General features: G+C 72.1%; 15 protein-coding genes, 1 tRNA gene and 1 pseudogene. 9 read left to right on the forward strand and 8 right to left on the reverse strand.

From position 1 onward, the window contains the following. The first annotated feature begins 151 nt into the window (after positions 1 to 151). Positions 152 to 1,132: a metallophosphoesterase gene (locus tag OG439_RS35620; protein ID WP_326945002.1), complete on the forward strand. Its 981-nt coding sequence runs from the start codon at positions 152 to 154 to the stop codon at positions 1,130 to 1,132. Between the two features lie 29 nt (positions 1,133 to 1,161). Further along, a tRNA-Pro gene (locus OG439_RS35625) sits at positions 1,162 to 1,235 on the forward strand. 51 nt (positions 1,236 to 1,286) lie between these two features. Here the strand turns inward: OG439_RS35625 and OG439_RS35630 are convergent. Next, entirely contained in the window at positions 1,287 to 2,060 is a 774-nt protein-coding gene (locus tag OG439_RS35630) for a methyltransferase domain-containing protein (RefSeq protein ID WP_326945003.1), read from the reverse strand. A 39-nt stretch (positions 2,061 to 2,099) separates the two neighbouring features. Here OG439_RS35630 and OG439_RS35635 point away from each other — a divergent pair, with 39 nt between their 5' ends. Further along, the gene (locus OG439_RS35635; protein ID WP_326945004.1) at positions 2,100 to 3,950 is read left to right on the forward strand and encodes a prolyl oligopeptidase family serine peptidase; all 1,851 of its coding nucleotides are present in this window, start codon (positions 2,100 to 2,102) and stop codon (positions 3,948 to 3,950) included. A gap of 77 nt (positions 3,951 to 4,027) precedes the next feature. On the opposite strand, the pseudogene OG439_RS35640 reads toward OG439_RS35635, so the two are convergent. From OG439_RS35640 to OG439_RS35665, 6 genes and pseudogenes are all read right to left on the reverse strand, one after another. After that, positions 4,028 to 4,219, reverse strand: a pseudogene (locus OG439_RS35640) (tautomerase family protein); the annotation flags it as partial. Positions 4,220 to 4,255: 36 nt separating this feature from the next. Continuing rightward, positions 4,256 to 5,281 carry a GNAT family N-acetyltransferase gene (locus tag OG439_RS35645; protein ID WP_326945005.1) on the reverse strand — a complete coding sequence of 342 codons (1,026 nt, stop codon included), beginning with the start codon at positions 5,279 to 5,281 and terminating at the stop codon, positions 4,256 to 4,258. Further along, positions 5,275 to 6,318 carry a GNAT family N-acetyltransferase gene (locus OG439_RS35650; RefSeq protein WP_326945006.1) on the reverse strand — a complete coding sequence of 348 codons (1,044 nt, stop codon included), beginning with the start codon at positions 6,316 to 6,318 and terminating at the stop codon, positions 5,275 to 5,277. Before OG439_RS35650 ends, OG439_RS35645 begins: the two co-directional genes overlap by 7 nt. Next, positions 6,315 to 7,373 (reverse strand): hypothetical protein, encoded by a 1,059-nt coding sequence (locus OG439_RS35655; RefSeq protein ID WP_326945007.1) that lies wholly within the window; start codon positions 7,371 to 7,373, stop codon positions 6,315 to 6,317. Before OG439_RS35655 ends, OG439_RS35650 begins: the two co-directional genes overlap by 4 nt. Next, a complete protein-coding gene (locus OG439_RS35660; protein ID WP_326945008.1) occupies positions 7,370 to 8,410 on the reverse strand; it encodes a GNAT family N-acetyltransferase in 1,041 nt (346 codons plus the stop codon). Before OG439_RS35660 ends, OG439_RS35655 begins: the two co-directional genes overlap by 4 nt. Next, positions 8,407 to 9,132: a hypothetical protein gene (locus OG439_RS35665; protein ID WP_326951699.1), complete on the reverse strand. Its 726-nt coding sequence runs from the start codon at positions 9,130 to 9,132 to the stop codon at positions 8,407 to 8,409. The genes OG439_RS35660 and OG439_RS35665 overlap by 4 nt, the downstream gene beginning before the upstream one ends. A 323-nt stretch (positions 9,133 to 9,455) precedes the next feature. Between OG439_RS35665 and OG439_RS35670 the strand changes: the two genes are divergently transcribed. From OG439_RS35670 to OG439_RS35690, 5 genes are read left to right on the forward strand one after another with little or no spacing between them, the layout of a single operon-like run. Continuing rightward, positions 9,456 to 10,466 (forward strand): glycosyltransferase family 2 protein, encoded by a 1,011-nt coding sequence (locus OG439_RS35670; RefSeq protein WP_326945009.1) that lies wholly within the window; start codon positions 9,456 to 9,458, stop codon positions 10,464 to 10,466. Positions 10,467 to 10,525: 59 nt separating this feature from the next. After that, positions 10,526 to 11,704 (forward strand): ATP-grasp domain-containing protein, encoded by a 1,179-nt coding sequence (locus tag OG439_RS35675; protein ID WP_442792240.1) that lies wholly within the window; start codon positions 10,526 to 10,528, stop codon positions 11,702 to 11,704. Further along, positions 11,701 to 12,960, forward strand: a complete 1,260-nt coding sequence (locus OG439_RS35680) for a hypothetical protein (RefSeq protein ID WP_326945011.1) — start codon at positions 11,701 to 11,703, stop codon at positions 12,958 to 12,960. Before OG439_RS35675 ends, OG439_RS35680 begins: the two co-directional genes overlap by 4 nt. Positions 12,961 to 12,972: 12 nt before the next feature. Continuing rightward, complete coding sequence (locus tag OG439_RS35685) at positions 12,973 to 14,790, forward strand: carbamoyltransferase family protein (protein ID WP_326945012.1); 1,818 nt, start codon at positions 12,973 to 12,975, stop codon at positions 14,788 to 14,790. After that, the gene (locus OG439_RS35690; protein WP_326945013.1) at positions 14,787 to 15,512 is read left to right on the forward strand and encodes a hypothetical protein; all 726 of its coding nucleotides are present in this window, start codon (positions 14,787 to 14,789) and stop codon (positions 15,510 to 15,512) included. The genes OG439_RS35685 and OG439_RS35690 overlap by 4 nt, the downstream gene beginning before the upstream one ends. Here OG439_RS35690 and OG439_RS35695 read toward each other — a convergent pair. Continuing rightward, a complete protein-coding gene (locus OG439_RS35695; protein ID WP_326945014.1) occupies positions 15,478 to 16,104 on the reverse strand; it encodes a TIGR03085 family metal-binding protein in 627 nt (208 codons plus the stop codon). The genes OG439_RS35690 and OG439_RS35695 overlap by 35 nt on opposite strands. A gap of 73 nt (positions 16,105 to 16,177) precedes the next feature. Between OG439_RS35695 and OG439_RS35700 the strand changes: the two genes are divergently transcribed. After that, a complete protein-coding gene (locus tag OG439_RS35700; RefSeq protein ID WP_326945015.1) occupies positions 16,178 to 17,245 on the forward strand; it encodes an NADH:flavin oxidoreductase/NADH oxidase in 1,068 nt (355 codons plus the stop codon). Positions 17,246 to 17,425 lie beyond the last annotated feature (180 nt).

Raw genomic sequence — 17,425 nt, forward strand, 5'->3', positions numbered from 1 at the left:
TGTGACAATCGGGGCTCCGCCCCGGGCCGGGGGCTCCGCCACCCGGAGCCCCCGAAAAGAAGCCGTGACAGGGCCGACGCAAATGCTATGCGCGAGGTTCCCCGGAACGGGGGCGAAGTCATCCAACCGTTGAGCACGTATCCTGGAGCCCGTGAGCACGCTCAGTAACAAACCCACGTCGGGGGCGAAGGCGATCCGCCTCGCCGCGGGGACAGTGGCGCTCGGCGCCGCCACCCTCGGTTACGCCGTCGGCATCGAACGGCGCCTCTGGACCCTGCGCACCGCCGAACTCCCGGTGCTGGCGCCCGGGTCGCGGCCGTTCACCATCCTGCACGTTTCGGACCTGCACATGCTGCCGAGCCACCGGAGCAAGCAGCGCTGGGTCGCGGCCCTCAACGAGCTGAACCCGGACCTGGTCGTCAACACGGGTGACAACCTGTCGCACCACCAGGCCGTGCCTTCGGTGCTGCGCGCACTCGGCCCACTGCTCGACCGGCCCGGCGTGTTCGTCTTCGGGAGCAACGACTACTACGCGCCGAAACCCAAGAACCCGGCCCGCTACCTGATGCCGAAGGGCAAGAAGAAGCGCATCCACGGCGTCCAGCTGCCGTGGCGCGACCTGCGCGCGGCGTTCGTCGAGCACGACTGGACCGACCTGACGCACGTGCGCCGCACGATCGACGTCGGCGGGCAGCGGGTGTTCGCGGCGGGCGTCGACGACCCGCACCTGCGCCGCGACCGCTACGCCGACATCTCCGGCCCGGCCGACAGCGGCGCGGCCGTCCGGCTCGGGGTGACGCACTCGCCGGAGCCGCGGGTGCTCGACACGTTCGCCACGGACGGTTACGACCTCGTGCTGGCCGGCCACACCCACGGCGGCCAGCTGCGCCTCCCGGGTTACGGCGCGCTCGTCACCAACTGTGACCTGGATCGCAGTCGCGCCCGCGGCGCCTCGCGCTGGGGCGCGCACATGTGGCTGCACGTCTCGGCCGGCTTGGGGACGTCGCCGTGGGCCCCGGCCCGGTTCGCCTGCCCGCCGGAAGCGAGCCTGTTGACGCTGGTCCCGCGCGGGTCAGGGGCCGACGAATCGCGTAAGGCAGCCCGCCGGAAAGCCCGTGACAACGTCCGCTAGACTTCTCCACGACCCGTTAAGCAGTACCTCGGGGTGTGGCGCAGCTTGGTAGCGTGCCTCGTTCGGGTCGAGGAGGTCGTGGGTTCGAATCCCGCCACCCCGACGAGTAAGAGCCGGTGTCTTCGGACACCGGCTCTTCTGGTTTCCGGGGTTCTCACACTCTCGTCGCGGTCAGTTCCACCCAGCACTGGCTGAAGTCGCCGTCGCCGCTTCTGACCCACGTCCACGCCGAGCGGGCCGCGCTCGCCAGCTGGTCGCGGTCACGGCCGTAGTCCGGGTCCGAGATCGCCGCGTCCAACCGGGACTCGACGTACCTCGCCAGGTCGCGGTACGTCAGGTCCTCGCGGTAGCGGGGGCGCGAGACGATCTCCGTGAACCCCGCCGCCGCGCAGTGGTCGGCGATCTTGCGGCCGGCGAACGGGTCGCCGCCCGCACGGCGGCGCAGCAGGTAGTGGCCACGCAGGGCCGCGTCGACGTTCGCCGTCTTCGGGCGCAGCCGGGCCTTGCTCCAGTCCGAAGTGGACAGCGCGAGCCTGCCACCCGGCTTCAGGACGCGGCGCAGCTCCGCCAGCGCGTCCACCGGCGCGGCGAGGTGCTCGAACAGCGCGTGCGAGAACGCGACGTCGACGCAGCCGTCGTCGAACGGCAACGCGTACGCCGACGCCACCACGAAGTCCACTGTGGACCGGCCGGCCCGGCGCGCGGAGTCGCGGGCCATCGCGACCTGACCGGCGTCGCGGTCGACGCCGGTGACGCGCGACCCGGCGCCCAGCCCCAGCGTGATCGAACCCGGGCCGCAGCCGAGGTCGACCACCCACATCCCCGGCCCGAACAGCGGCTGGGCGAACGTCGCGCGTTCGGCAGCCGTGCGCGCGGACATCATCGAAACCGCGTCTCGCCCGTAGCCCGGCGCGTAACCCTCCAGCACCCCGCACACAGTACGGCCAGAAGGTGGCAGGATCGAGGGGTGAGCACGCAGTCAGCCAACCAATATCCGCCCGCGGTGGTCCCGGACCGGCTGTTCGACGAGGCCGAGACCGAAGCCCGCTGGCGCGCCCGCTTCCACGCGCCGCGCATTTCCGTGCCCGACTGGGCCCGCGACGCCCCCGATTCGAACGTCTACGTCTCCAACTCCAGCGGCGTCTGGGAGGTCTACGCCTGGAACCGCGCGACCGGCGAGCACCGCCGCGTCACCGATCGGCCCAACGGCACCATGCACGCCACCCCGTCGCCGGACGGCGAGTGGATCTGGTGGTTCGACGACACCGACGGCGACGAGTTCGGCTCGTGGGTGCGCGAGCCGTTCGCCGCGACCGAGGGCAGCAAGCCCGAGAAGGCGGTGCCGGACGTCCACGACGGCTACCCGGCCGGCCTCGAGATCGGCACCGGCCTCATCGCGGTCGGCGTCTCGACCGACGACGGCAGCGAGCTGTTCGCCCGGATCGGCGGCGAGACGCACCGCTTCTACAGCCACGCGGACGACGCCGGCATCACGTCGCTCTCGCGCGACGAGAGCCTGATCGCCATCTCGCACTCCGAGCACGGCGACTCGCGCCACCCGGCGCTGCGGATCCTCGCCACCGACGGGTTCGCCACCGTCGCCGACAAGTGGGACGGCGAGGGCAAGGCCCTGTCCGCCCTCGAGTTCTCCCCGCTGCCGGGCGATCAGCGCCTGCTGGTGCTGCACGAACGGCGGGGCCGCGAGGAGCTGCTGGTCTGGGACGTCCGGGCGGACACCGAGACGGAGATCGAGCTCGACCTGCCCGGCGAGGTCGTCGCCGGCTGGTACCCGGACGCGCGTGCCCTGCTGGTCGTGCACTTCCACGAAGGCCGCAGCTCGTTGTACCGCTACGACCTCGACTCGGCCGAGCTGTCCTCTGTGGACACTCCGGCGGGCCGGATCGGTGGCGCCGGCGTGCGTCCCGACGGGACCGTCGAGTACTCCTGGTCGAGCGCGGCCGAGCCGGCCGCCGTCCGGGCCCGCACCACCGACGGCGCCGACGCGGTGCTGCTGTCACCCCCGGGTGACCGGGCGCCGGGGTCGGAGCCGCTGACCGACGCGTTCGTCGAAGGCGTCGGCGGGCGGATCCACGCGCTGGTCTCGCGGCCGTCCGGCGCGCCGGATGGCCCGCTGCCGACGGTGTTCTCGCTGCACGGCGGCCCGCACGCGGCCGACGAGGACCGCTTCTCGGCGTACCGCGCGACCTGGCTCGACGCCGGGTTCGCCGTGGTCGAGGTCAACTACCGCGGTTCGACCGGCTACGGCTCGGCCTGGCGCGACGCCATCGAGGGCCGGCCCGGGCTGACCGAGCTGGAAGACGTCGCCTCGGTGCACGACTGGGCCGTCCAAAGTGGACTCAGTGACCCGAAGAAGTGCGTCGTGAACGGCGCTTCGTGGGGCGGTTACCTCTCCCTGCTGGCGCTCGGCACGCAGCCCGCGCGCTGGGCGGCCGGCGTCGCCGGGGTGCCGGTGGCGGACTACGTCGCCGCGTACGAGGACGAGATGGAGCAGCTGCGCTCGTTCGACCGCGCGCTCTTCGGCGGTTCGCCCGACGACGTGCCCGCGGTGTACGCGGAGTGCTCGCCGATCACCTACGTCGACGCCGTCACCGCGCCGGTGCTGGTGCTGGCCGGCGACAACGACCCGCGCTGCCCGATCCGGCAGATCGAGAACTACCTCGACCGGCTCGGCGGCCGCGAGCTGCACCACGAGTTCTACCGGTACGACGCCGGCCACGGCTCGCTGGTGATCGCCGAGACGATCAAGCAGACGTCCATCGAGGTCAACTTCGCCCAGCGGGCCCTCGGCCTGCGCTGATCCGCCCGAAGCCCGCCCCAAAGCCGTGAAGGCCTCCTTACCGGCCATAAGAGCCGGGAAGGGGGCCTTCACGGCTTTCAGCGTTCCGAGTGCAGGACGCCGCCGGTGGCCCAGTGGTCCGCGCCGACCTCGATGAGCGTCACCTGGACGCCTTCGGGCTTGCCGCCGCAGGTGCGGACGAACGCGTCGGTCAGCTCCCGGACCAGGGCGCTCTTCTGGGCGGGCGTGCGGCCGGGGAACATCGAGACGCTGATCATCGGCATGGCGGGACTCTCCTGAAGCGCGGCGGGTGAGACGCCGCGAAGCTAGCAAACCGGGACGGCCGCCGCGTACTGCGGGACGAGCCGCGCCCCGAGCGTCGCCTTCATCTCGGTCATCTTCTTGCCGAACACCACCGACGACCGCCCGTGCGCGATCGCCCAGCTCACCGCCTCGCCGTAGAAGTGGAAGTAGAGGTTGGGCCGCCCGCCCGCCTCGGGCCCGAGCGCGCCCCAGTGCCGCGCGATCGGCAGCTCCGGGTGGTCGAGCAGGGTGGCCACGGCGAGCAGCCGCCCGGTGCCGGTGTCGCGGTACTCGATCACCGTGACGTCGGGCTGGCGCAGCAGCTCCGTCAGGTAGCCGGTGAAGTGCGGCAGCGGCACGATCGGCACGTCGTGGTGCTTGCGTTCGTTGTGCCGCAACACTTCCGCGATGGCGACCGGATCGGCTTCCTTGCCCGGCACGCACCGCACCTGGACGCTCGGATCGGCGTCGAAGGTGCGGAAGATCTTGCGCAGGTTCTGCTTGCGCTTGCGGGCCAGCGAGTGCATCCAGTCGTCGCGGGAGCCGAACGCGCTGACGTCGAGCACCGCGATGTCCTCGGTCCGCCGCACCAGCCGGAACCGGCCGCCGACGGCGTCGAGCCCGGCCTCGCCGACCTGCCGGACCAGCATCCCGCGGAACCCGCGGCCGAGCTCCGCGCGGATCGCCGGGACGTACGTCTCGAGCAGCCGCGTCACGCCGCCGTCGTCGCCCGGGTCCGCGAACCACCAGCCGGGCTGGGAACTCGCGCCGGGCCCGCGGACGTCGAGGCCGCCGAGCCGGCCGCGGCGCGCGGTCGCGGAGCCGAAGCGGTTGCGGCGGGTCCGGCCGGTGACCCAGGCGGCGCAGACGACGCCGCGGGGTTCGTCGCCGTCGCGGAGCACGGTGACCGGCTGCGGGGTCCGTGCGGCCCACGCCTGGGTCCGGAGCACCTCCCAGCTCCAGTCGGCCCGGAGCCCGGCGCGCTCGCGCAACGCCGTCCAGTACGCCGGTTCCGCGTCGTGGCGCGGGTCGAGCACGTCGGTCACCATCGGATCACCGGCCTCGGCACGACGGCCCCGGCCATCGGGGCCGGGGAGAACCCCAGCGACGTCTTGAGGTCGGTGACCCCGCGGCCCAGGGACAGGAACTTCCGGCGGTGCTCGATCATGTGCCCCACCCCGCGCGCGACGACGTCGAAGTAGAGGTGCTTGGGCCGGCCCTCGGCGGGCGGCAGCGCGGCCCAGTGCTGATGCAGCGGCATCACCGGGTGGTCGAGCAGGTCGGTGAAGGCGAGCAGCCGGCCGTCGGCGTCGTGGTAGGTCGTCGTGACGACGTCCGGGCGCCGGATCAGCTCGTCGAGGTACTCGCCGGTGACCGGGCCGCGCTGGTCGAACTTCACCGGGCCCTTGGCCGCGCGGTGCGCGTGCAGCATCGCGGCCAGTTCGGCGCCGTCGAGGTCGTCGCGGGCGGTGCCGGCGCGGACGGTCAGCCCGGGGTCGGCGGCGATCTTGCGGATCTGGCCGCGCAGGCTCGACCGGCGGTTGCGGCTCAGCGTCGCGAGCCAGCCGTCGAGGTCGGTGAAGGTGTTCTCCAGCACCAGCGTCGGCTGGATCTCGCGGACGAGCCGGCCCCGGCCGGACACCAGCCCGGTGGCGTCCGGCGCGACCGCGCGGTAGACCACGCCGAGGCAGCCCGGGCCGGCGAACCGGCAGACCGCCCGCTCGAACCGGCGCAGGATCTCGCGCTGCCCGGCCGGGTCGACGTCTTCGGCGAACAGCCACGCCGGATAACTGCTGAGCCAGGCGTGCTGGACCTCCAGCCAGCGCGGCCCCCAGCGGGCGACCCCGCCGACCGGGCCCGGCCCGGTGGCCGAACCCGGGCGGCACAGCATGGCGAGGACGGCGGCGACGATCGCGCCGCCGTCGGTGACCACGGTCAGCAGGTACGGGCTGCGCGAGTGCCGCGACTCCGTGCACAGCAGGCTGTAGTCCCAGGTCAACGGCGCCTGCTGGGCGTGCAGGAATGCGGCCCAGCCGGCGGGCTCGGGATCGGTGCGCGGGTCGAGCACCCGCACGGTGAAGGTCATCGGCCCAGCACCGGACGCGGTACGGCGACCGACCACAACGAGCGCGTGCCGAAGCCGAGCGCGGCCTTTTCGGCGAGCATCGCCCGGCCCGCGGTCAGTTCCGGCCTCCCTTCGGCGATCATGTGCGCCACGCAGCGGGCGTAACAGTCGACATAGAGCCCCTTCCGGCCGCCGGCCGCGCTCGGCCGCGCCGCCCAGTGGTGCACCGCGCAACCCGCGGGATGGTCGATCATCGTGGCGAAGCCGAGCAGGCGGCCGGCGTCGTCGCGGTAGGTCCGGGTCAGGACGTCCGAACGGCGGACCAGCGTGTCGAGGTAACCCGGCGCGACCGGGCTGCGGGTGTCCATGTGCAGCCCGCCGATCCGCGATCGCTGTCCGCCCGCCCACGCGCGTTCGTCCTGCCGCGCGCGGTGGGCGTTGAGCAGCACGGCCAGTTCGTGCGGGTCGACGTCGGTGCGGCCGAACGCCGCTTCGGTGCCGACGTCCTGATGGAGGTACCGCCGGACTTCGGGAGCCAGCCCGCGCTCCCATTCGTCCACTGTGGAATAAGTGTTGCGCAGCACGGCTGCCGGGTCGATCTCGCGGGCCGCCCGGCCCCGGCCTGCCAGCGCGGGCACCAGTTCCGGGTTCATCGCCCGGTAGATCACCCCGAGCAGCCCGGGCCCGACGTACTCGCGCAACGCGCGTTCGAACTGCCGGACGGCGGCCCGCTCGTCGACGCCGTCGTCGAAGACGCACGCGGGGTAGCCGCTCAGCAGCGGGAGGTAGACCTCGGCCCAGCGCGGCCGCAGCCGGCCGCCGGAAAGCGGGCCGAACTCCCGGGACCGCCAGCCCCGGCACACCATCACCGACAGCGCCCCGACGACCCGCTCACCCTCGCGGACAACCGCGAGCACCGGTGGGTTCTTCGCCAACCACGCCTCGCGGCGCAGTAGTTCGTAGTCCCACACGGGCGGCAGGCACCGGGCGCGGAACGCCGCCCAGCCGTCGGGTTGCGGGTCGACGCGGGGGTCGACGACGTCCACTTGCGACACCCTGGTCGCGGTCGCGGTCATCGGCCCAGCACCGGCCTCGGCACTGCCGCGGCGAAGAGCGCGCGCGGCCGGAACCCCAATTCCTGCTTCAGTTCGACCATGCCCCGGCCCGCCGAAAGTTCTTTTACTCCGCGCCGCGCCATGAATCGGACAGCGCGGACATAAGCGTCGAAATACAAACCTGCGCCCCGGCCGCGTTCGTCCAGCGGCAACGCCGCCCAGTGCTGCAGGCTGGGGCTGTCCGGGTGGTCGAGCATGGTGTTCACGGCCAGCAGCCGGCCGTCGGCGTCGCGGTAGGTCAGCGTGTGGACGTCCGGGCGCCGGACGTAGCGGTGCAGGAACCCGGCCGACGGCATCGTGCGCGTGTCCAGCGGGAGCTTCCCGTACCGCTCGCGGTGCACCTTGATCAGCGACGCGACCTCGACGCCGTCGACGTCGTCCCGGCCGGGGCCGCCGCGCACCACCAGCGCCGGGTCCTCGGCGATCCGCCGGCCGCGGCGCCGCAGGCTCGACCGGCGGCCGGACGGGAGCGTCGCGAGCCAGTCGTCTTCGGTGGTGAAGCGGTTTTCCAGCACGGTCGTCGGGTCGGTCGGCTTGACCAGCCGGGCCCGGCCGCCGACGCCGGCGGCGAACTCCTCGCCGATCGCGCGGTAGACCACGCCCAGCAGCCCGGGGCCCAGGTGCCGGCGCAGCTGCCGTTCGAACTCGCGCACCAGCGGCTGCCGGTCGGCGGCCGGGAGCGCCGGCGCGAACACGATGCCCGGGAAGCCGCTCAGCCACGGCTGGTAGACCTCGGCCCAGCACGGGCGCGGCGAACGACGTCCCGGCGCGGGCGCGAACCGCGAGGACCACGGCAGGCGGCAGACCAGAACCGACATCCCGGCGACGACCTCGTCCCCCTCGACGGCGGCGGCCACCAGCTGCGGGTTGCGCGCGCCCCAGGCCTCGAGACCCATCAAGCCGTAGTCCCACACCGGGTGCAGCCGCGCGGTCCGGGAGAAGTCCGCCCAGCCCGCGGGCGCCGGGTCCGTGCGGGGATCGTGGAACACGAACCTCATGCGACGACGACCGGGCTGCCGTGACGCGGGCAGGACTCGATCCGGCCGGGCACCCCGCCGGCCGGGATGACGTCGACGAACCGCGGGGACTCCTGGCGCAGCAAGGTGAAGGCGAGCCCGCCGGCCGTCGGCCGGGCGTGGACGTGCGGCCAGTCGAGGTGCCACCGCCCGCAGCCGGCCAGCGCGCCGAGGTAGCCGAGCGCCGGGTCGTGCAGCACGCCGTACGGGCCGGCGTCGAGCGAGTCGAGTTCACGGTGCGGCACGGCTTCGACACGGTGCGCGCTGTCTTCGGGCAGTGCGGCGGTGAACGTCGTGATCGCCTTGTCGTCGCCGACGGCGAGCACGCGGTGACCGCGCGCCAGCACCGCCGTCAGCTCGCGGAGCACGGACGCGCTCGGCGCGTCGGGATCGGCGACGCAGCCACGAACATCTTTCGGCAGGTCGGCAGGCGGGCGGAGATCGTCGTGTCCCAAAAGGACGATCAAGCTCCCGGGCGTGGGCCGGCGCGCCGTCCGCAGCACCCGGCCGAGGCCGCGCGAAGGGTCGGTCCGCTGCGCGCCCCCGGCGAGCGGGACCAGGTCCACGAGCTTGTGCACGGCTTCCGCGAGCGGTGCCGCGCCGCCGTTCGTCCCGGTGCGACCCGGTACCAGCACCGGATCTTCACGGCCGTCGAGCGCCCAGCGCTCGCGGTAGAACGGCACCGTGGCGAACGCCGAGCGCACCGCCCGCGCGTAGGCAGCACGCCACACAACACCTGCCCCCAGACTCCACATGGCCGGGGAGTCTGCGCCATCGCGGGGCGTAGTGGAAGGACTTCGTCCGCAGGACACCCCGAATGCCGGATGGGTTAATACTTTGGTCTGGGTCTGAACGGAGGAATTCGTAGTGAACCCGTCCCCAAACGTCGATCGGTCTGCTTATAACTCCGCAACGCCGCGCATCGACAAGCGGTCTGAGCAGATCCAACTGGGGTATTCATGAGCACCATTCGCACTGTCGGTGATCGGACGGACACGAATCCGGCATCACCCGCCCGGCGTTGCAGATGACCAGGGCATTCCCTGGTCCGGCGACATGCGGACTCACCGTAGTCATTCCGTGCTTCAACGAAGTCGACAACGTCGGACCGTCTTATCGGGAAATAACCAACGAACTGTCCGACTATTCACTCGAACTGTTTTACATCGATGACGGGAGCACCGACGGAACGCTGGGCGAGATCCGCACACTCGCCGCGGCCGACCCCCGGGTGCGGTATGTGTCCTTCAGCCGCAATTTCGGTTTCGAAGCCGCCTTCTCGGCCGGCTACCGGTACGCGTCGCAACCCTGGGTGCTGCACATCGACGCCGACCAGCAGTTCCCCGCCGCCGAGTCGCACAAGCTCATCGCGGCGGCCGAACAGGGGTACGACGCGGTCTTCGGCGTCCGCACGAACCGGCAGGACCCGCGGCTGCGGCGCTGGGGCACCGCCGCGTTCCACTTCATCGGCGCCCGCCTGCTGCGCATCGAGATCCCGCCGGGCGCCACGGCGTTCCGGCTGGTCCGGGCCGAGCTGGCCCGGAAGATCGTGGACCTGCGGCTCGGCACGCCGTACTTCCTGGCCACGGTCCCGCGGCTGACGAGCCGCTACACCTGTGTCCAGGTGGCACACCGGGCCCGCGAGCGCGGCGAGTCCAAAGTGGGCATGAGCTTCCTGTCGTCGCACGCCATCGAGCTGTTCGTCGGGTTCACCCGCCGGCTGACCACCATGGCCTCGGCGACCGCGTTGTTCGCCGCCGGCTTCGGGGTGCTGGCCGCCGCGGCGGCGGCGTCCGGCCTGCTCGGCGCGAGTGCCACGGCCGTGACGCTCTTCATGCTGCTCACCGTGCTCCTGCTGGTGCTCTCGCTGACCGTGCGCTACCTCGTCGTGGTCGGCGCGGGGCAGCCGAAGCCGCGGCAGTTCTACATCCGGGAGGCGAACGTCGTGGTCGACGTCGAGGACCGGCTCTTCACGACCGAGGACCCCGAGGGGCCCCGGCGGATCGATGTGCAACTGGGGAAAGGCATTTCAGCGTGACAAGTTCCGAGAGAGGCTCCGCGAGAACCCTGGTGATCCTGGGCGGCGCGGACGGTGCGGTGAGCACCTACGAACGGGCCCGCGAGCTGGGCTTCCGCACGATCTGCGTCGACGTCCGGCCGGGCGCGCCGGGTGTCGCGTTCGCGGACGAGTTCCTGCAGGTCAGCGTGCGGGCGCCGGAGCAGATCGCGGCGGCGCTCGACGGCCGGCCCGACATCGCCGGGGTGCTCTGCCCGGCGAGCGACGTCGGCCTGCCGACGCTCGCGTGGCTCACCCGGCACTGGGGCCTGCCGGATCCCCTGCCGGAGTACGCGGTCCAGGCGTCGACGGACAAGTCCGTCTTCCGCGCGTTGTGTGACCACTTAGGACTCCCGGGCTATCGCAGTGTCGCCGGCCGTCCGGGCCCGGAGCTGGTCAACGCCGCCCAGCAGCTGCGGTTCCCGACGCTGGTCAAGCCGGTCGACTCGTCCGGCAGCCGCGGGGTCGTCTCGTGCTCCGGCCCCGGCCGGCTGGCCAAGGCGTTCACCGAGTCGCTCGCGTTCTCGCCGTCCGGCCGCCTGGTCGTCGAGGAGCACCTCGACGGCACGCACTACACGATCGAAGCGCTGGTCGTGGACGGCCGGATCGTCTTCCACGCCGTCACCGAACGCACACTCACGCCGCCGCCGTTCTTCGTGACGTCGTCGCACCTGCTGCCCGGCGAACTGCCCGCGGACGCCGAGCTGCGGCTGATCGAGGCGCTCGACCTGATCTGCGCCGAGCTCGGCTACCGGACCGGGCCGCTCACGCTGGACGCCGTCCTGGGCCGCGACGGGCAGCTCTACCTCATCGAGATGGGCGCCCGGATGGGCGGGAACGGCCTGGCGGAAGCGATCCAGCACTGTTACGGCGCCGACCTGATCGCCGCCGGGATCGCGGCGGCCACCGGTGACGCGGTGGAGCTGGACCTGCACGCGGCGAAGCCGACGCTGGTGCACATCCTCGCGTCCGACCGCGGTGGTCACCTGTCCCGGGTGGACGGTGTCGAGGACGTCCGCATGATGCCCGGCGTGGTCGGGCTGCACCTGTTCGCCGACGAAGGGTCCTACGTCAAGCCGTACGAGCAGGCCGGCTACAAGCTGGGTTACGTCGTGCTCACCGCCCGGTCCGTGCCCGAGGTGCTCGCCGCGGAGAACGAGGTGCGCGGCACGCTGAAGTTCCTGCTCCACGAGCAGGACATGGCGGTACCCCTGCCGTGACGGGGTTGTCCCCCGCCGCCCCGCCGGTCGTGGCCCCGCCACGGCCGGCGGTGGTGCTGCGCCTGCTCGCCGGCCGCGGGGTGTTCCGGTTGTCGGTCCAGCTGATGGGGCTGGTCCTGCTCACCGCGTGGGGCGCGCACGACTACGGGCGCTTCACGAACGCGCTCGGCCTGATGACGTGGCTGAACTTCGTGCCGGCCGCGGCGGAGAAGTCCGCGCTCAAGGCGTTGCCCCGGCTGCGCCTGACCCGGGACGCGGTCGCCGCGCTCGCGGTCCGGATCGCCGCCGTGCCGGTGCTGGTGGTGCTGGCCGCCATGGTCGTCGCGCTCGTCGTCGCGCCGGAATCGGACGCGGCGCTGTACCTGACGGCGGCCGCGTGGTCGATCGCCGGCGGGCTGCTGATGACCGTGTCCGGTCTGCACCGGCTGCGCGACAAGTCCATTTTGGACGCGCTCGCGTTCGCCGCGGGCTCGGTCGTCGTCGGGATCGTCACGTGCGTGACCTGGGCGGTGCGGTGGTCCCCCGAGACGCACCTCGCGCTGCTGCTCGCCGGGCTCGTCGTGATCCTCGGCGCGTCGGTGGCCCTGCTGCCGAGGCCGTGGCTGCGCGGCGGCGGCGTGCCCGGGCACCGGCTCCTGCCGGCGTACGGGCGCAGCACGGTCCTGCTCGGCCTGACCGAACTGCTCGACGTGATCTCGACGTCGGTCGTGTTCGGCGTGCTGGCGCTGTCCGGGCGGACGACCGACAGCGGCCCGTTCTACCTGGCGCTGCTGGTGTCGAGCGCGTTCTGCTCGCTGCTGTTCTACCAGCTGAAGCTGCACCAGCCGACGGCGTCACGTCGCATGCGCGGCACCGGCGCCGTGGCCGGCCGGGCCCGCGCGTCGGAGCTGCTGAAGCTGGTCGAACGGGCCGGGATCGGCTTCGCCGTGCTGCTCGGGGCGGGTCTCGCCGTGCCGTCGACGCGCGCGTTGCTCATGACCGAGGACAGCTACGTCGTGCTCGGGGTGCTCGTGCTCGTCGAGACGGCGTTGTACGCGACCGGGCTCTACGCGAGCTTCCTCATCGAAAACACCAACAGCAAGGTGCTGACCCTGACGTCGGGCACCGCCGTAGTAGCGCTCGCCGCCACCGCCGTCGGCGCCGCGCTGCTCGTGCCCCCGCTCGGGCCGGTCGGCGGGTTCGCCGCCCTCGTCCTCGCGCTCGCGGTCAAGGCGGCCGTCCTGCGGCGCCTGCTCCACCGCCGTCACTCGTTCTGAACTGGGAGAATCATGTACGTACTGGGCATCAGCAGGGTCCACGACTCGGCGGCGGCACTCGTGCGCGACGGCGAGATCATCGCCTTCGCCGAGGAGGAACGCTTCACCCGCAAGAAGCACGACGGCGGCTTCCCCGCCGAAGCCATCAAGTTCTGCCTGGAGCGCGCCGGGATCACGCTGGCCGACGTCGACCACGTCGCCTACTACTGGCAGCGCTGGAAGGAGGGCATCCACGCGGCCAAGGTGTTCGCGCGCTACTTCCCGGGCACGCTGGACGTCTTCCGCAACGCAGGCGGCGACGAAGGCGGCCGCTCGTCGGGCATGGTCGACACCTTCAAGACCGGCGGCGGCTCGGGCCACGACGACTACCACGTCGGCGGCGCGGTCCTGGCCCACATCAAGCGGTCCTACACGCTGGAGCAGGACGTCAAGGACGCCACCGGGTGGACCGGCCCGACGAAGTTCAAGACGCACCTCGTCGACCACCACCGCGCGCACGCGGCCAGCGGCTACTTCATCTCGCCGTGGGACGAGTCCGCCGTGCTCACCTTCGACGGCATCGGCAGCGACGGCACGGCGACCTACCTCGCGCACGGCCGCGGCAACAAGATCGTCGACCTGCGGCGCATCAAGTTCCCGCACTCGCTCGGCGCGATGTACGCCGGCGTCACCGGTTACCTCGGCTTCTACCCGACCCGCGACGAGGGCAAGATCATGGGCCTCGCGCCACTGGGCGAGGACACCTACGTCGACGCGTTCAAGCAGCTCATCCACCTCGACGACGACGGCGGCTTCGAGCTGGACCTGAGCTGGTTCGCCCACCACCGCACCGGCAAGCACGTGATGGCCGAGAAGTTCTCCCGCACCTTCGGCCCGGCGCGGCCGAAAACCCGGGTCACGGCCGCGAACCCCGTTCCCCAGCACTACTGCGACATCGCGTACGCGCTGCAGGTGACGCTGGAGGAAGCGGGCCTGCACCTGGCCCGGTGGCTCCAGCGCGAGACCGGCTCGAAGCGGCTGTGCGTCGCCGGCGGCGTCGCGCTGAACAGCGTCATGAACGGCCGGATCCTGCTGGAGACGCCGTTCGAGGACTTCTTCGCCCAGCCCGCGGCGGCCGACGACGGCTGCGCGCTCGGCGCGGCGCTGGAGGTCTCGGTCGGCAAGTACGGCAAGCCGCGCCCGCGCGACGGCTACACCTACACCGGCCCGGACTACACCGAGGCCGAGATGGAGGTGGCGCTGCAGGACGCCGGCGTCGAGTACACCCACGTCGACGACATCGCCGCGCACACCGCCGCGAAGATCGCCGACGGCCGGATCGTCGGCTGGGTGCAGGGCCGGATGGAGTGCGGGCCGCGGGCGCTGGGCAACCGCTCGCTCGTCGCCGACCCGCGCGACCCGGAGTCGAAGACCCGGATGAACGAGAAGGTCAAGCACCGCGAGGCGTTCCGGCCGTTCGCGCCGTCGTGCCTGGCCGAGCGCGCGGGCGAGTACTTCGTCAGCGACTACCCGTCTCCGGTGATGCTGCTGGTGTTCGACGTCCTGCCCGACAAGCGCGCCGAGGTGCCGGCGATCACGCACGTCGACGGGACCGCGCGGGTGCAGACGGTCAGCGAGGCGGACAATCCGCTGTACTACCGGCTGATCAGCGAGTTCGAGAAGCTGACCGGCGTGCCGATGGTCGTCAACACGTCGTTCAACGACAACAACGAGCCGATCGTGGCGAGCCCGGCCGACGCCATCGCCTGCTACCTGAAGACCGACGTCGACGCGCTGGCCCTCGGCCCGTTCTGGGTCGAGAAGCCGCGGCTGGAGGAAGACACCGAATGACGATCTCCGCACCCGCCCCGGTCACCCCCGATCAGGGGTGGGTCGGCGCGTTGTACCGGCGGCGGCGGTGGCTGTGGCTGGTGGCCGCCGTCCCGGCCGTGGTCACGACGCTGCTGATCATGGTGATCCTGCCGCCGGACCAGACGCTGGACAACGTCGGCGACTGGGCGTTCAAGCTGTGCCCGTTCCTGTTCGCGGTGCTCACGGTCTCGCTGTTCCCGCGCACGAAGCTGGGCCCGGCGCTGATCGTGTTCGCCGTGTTCGTCTACATGTCCTATTTGGACACCGAACTGGTGATGCGGGTCCAGGCGTTCGCCCGCGACGCGGCCACGGACGACGACGCGTTCCAGCCCGTCTACCAGTTCGAGCTGTTCGTGACGACGTTCATCGTGCTGTTCGCGCTGCTGGCCTACCGCCTCGGCGGCGGCCGGACGGCGAACGTGCTCAAGGCCGGCGTCGCGTCGATCCTGGTGGTCATCTCGGGCGTCAACGACCTGACGTTCTGGGCGCTCAACGACGTCTGGGCGGCGGGCACGAAGCCGACCGAGCTGAAGTGGGCGTCGCACATGATCGTGTTCCTCGGCGGGCCGCCGAGCGTGCCCGCCGCGGTGGCGTTCATGGCCGTGCACCTGGTGCTGGCCGCGATCGTCGTCGCGTTGCCGGTGGGCCGGTGGGTGAACCGGGCGCTCAGAGTCCCCGCTTCACCGACTGGAGCTTCGTGACCGCGGCCGGGTCGCCCTGGAAGTCCAGGTTCACGGCGTCCCGGCCGAACACGAACAGCAGCAGGTCGACCGGGTCCCCGACCACCGTCACGGGGTCGGGCCCGGTCTTGACCGCCGCCTCGCGGCCGTCGGCGGTCCGGAAGGTGACGCCGACCGGGGACTTGCGCAGGTTGAGCTTCGCGGCGCCCTTCGCCGAGCGCCACGCGGTGGCGTCCCGGGTGGGGTCGGCCGGCCGCGGCTTCCAGTCCGGCTGCGCGCGGCGGACGTCCTCGTGGTGGACGAGGAACTCGGCGCCGTTGGTCAGCTCGTCGAGCGGGCCGATCGAGGTGGGCCAGAACTTCGACGGCCCCTGGCGCACCTGGTCGACGAGGCTCGCCCACGGCTTCGCGGCGTAGCGGTCCTGGACCTTCTTCGTGTACCCGGCGAGCGCGGGCACCGCGATGCCCGGCGCGGCGTCGATCCGGTGCTCGCGCACGACGAGGTGCGCGGCGAGATCCCGCGTCGTCCAGCCTTCGCACAAAGTCGGCGCGTCGGGCCCGAGGTCCTCGAAGAGCGAGCTCAACGCCTGGCGTTCGTCAGCAGCGACACCCATGTGTGTGACGCTACTCGCCGGTACCCGGGTCGGCGACGGGAAGAGACCGCGAGCACGTGTCGTTGATCGGGATGTGAGCCGACTCTTCAGCCCGATCACCGTCCGCGGCCTGACGCTGCCGAACCGCGCGTGGGTGTCCCCGATGTGCCAGTACTCCGCGACCGACGGCCTGCCAGGCGACTGGCACCTCGTCCACCTGGGCCAGTTCGCCACCGGCGGCGCCGGCCTGGTGCTGACCGAGGCGACGGCCGTCACCCCCGAGGGCCGGATCAGCCCGCAGGACACCGGCATCTGGAGCGAGGCGCACACCGACGCGTGGCGCCGGGTCGTCGGATTCGTGCACGCCCAGGGCACGTCGATCGGCATGCAGCTGGCCCACGCCGGCCGCAAGGGGTCGACGAAGCGCCCGTGGGACGGCTCGGGCAGCGTCGCCGCTTCGGACGGCGGCTGGCAGAGCGTCGGCGCCGACGACCAGCCGTTCGGCACCTACGACCCGGCGCGGCCGCTTTCGACGGACGAGGTGAGCGCCCTGCCGGCGGCGTTCGCGGCCGGCGCCCGCCACGCGCTGGACGCCGGGTTCGACCTGCTGGAGCTGCACTTCGCGCACGGCTACCTGGTGCACCAGTTCCTGTCCCCGCTGTCCAACTCGCGCACGGACCGCTACGGCGGCGACTTCGAGGGCCGCACCCGGCTGGCGCTGGAGATCACCGACGCGGTGCGCGCCGAAGTGGGCTCGTCCGTGCCGCTGTTCGCGCGCTTGTCGTCGTCGGACTGGACCGAGGGCGGCTGGACGATCGAGGACTCGGTGCGTCTCACGAAGCTGCTGGCCGAGCGCGGCGTCGACCTGGTCGACGCGTCCTCGGGCGGCAACACCCCGAACCCGGACATCCCGGTCGGCCCGGGCTACCAGGTCCCGTTCGCCGCCCGGATCCGCACCGAGACGGGCCTGCCGACGGGCGCGGTGGGCATGATCACGGACCCGGAGCAGGCGGAGGAGATCGTGGCCTCGGGCTCGGCGGACGCGGTGTTCCTGGCCCGAGCCCTGCTACGCGACCCGCACTGGCCGCTACGCGCGGCGAACGTCCTCGGCGGCGAGGTTCGCTGGCCGAACCAGTACGCCCGAGCCAAGTCCTGGCACTGACCCCGCAACCCACGGGCTCGAGCCCGTCTCCCACGTGTCTTGACCCGTATCCCACGTGATTGGGGCCGGAACTCGCGAGTTCCGGGCCCAATCACGCGAGTCCCGGGTTCAGACACGCGAGTTCCGGCTCTGATCACGGGGGTTCCGGGGCCGTGGCGGGACTGACTTTTGCCGCGAAAG

Source organism: Amycolatopsis sp. NBC_01307, from assembly GCF_035975215.1.
Classification (GTDB): Bacteria; Actinomycetota; Actinomycetes; order Mycobacteriales; family Pseudonocardiaceae; genus Amycolatopsis.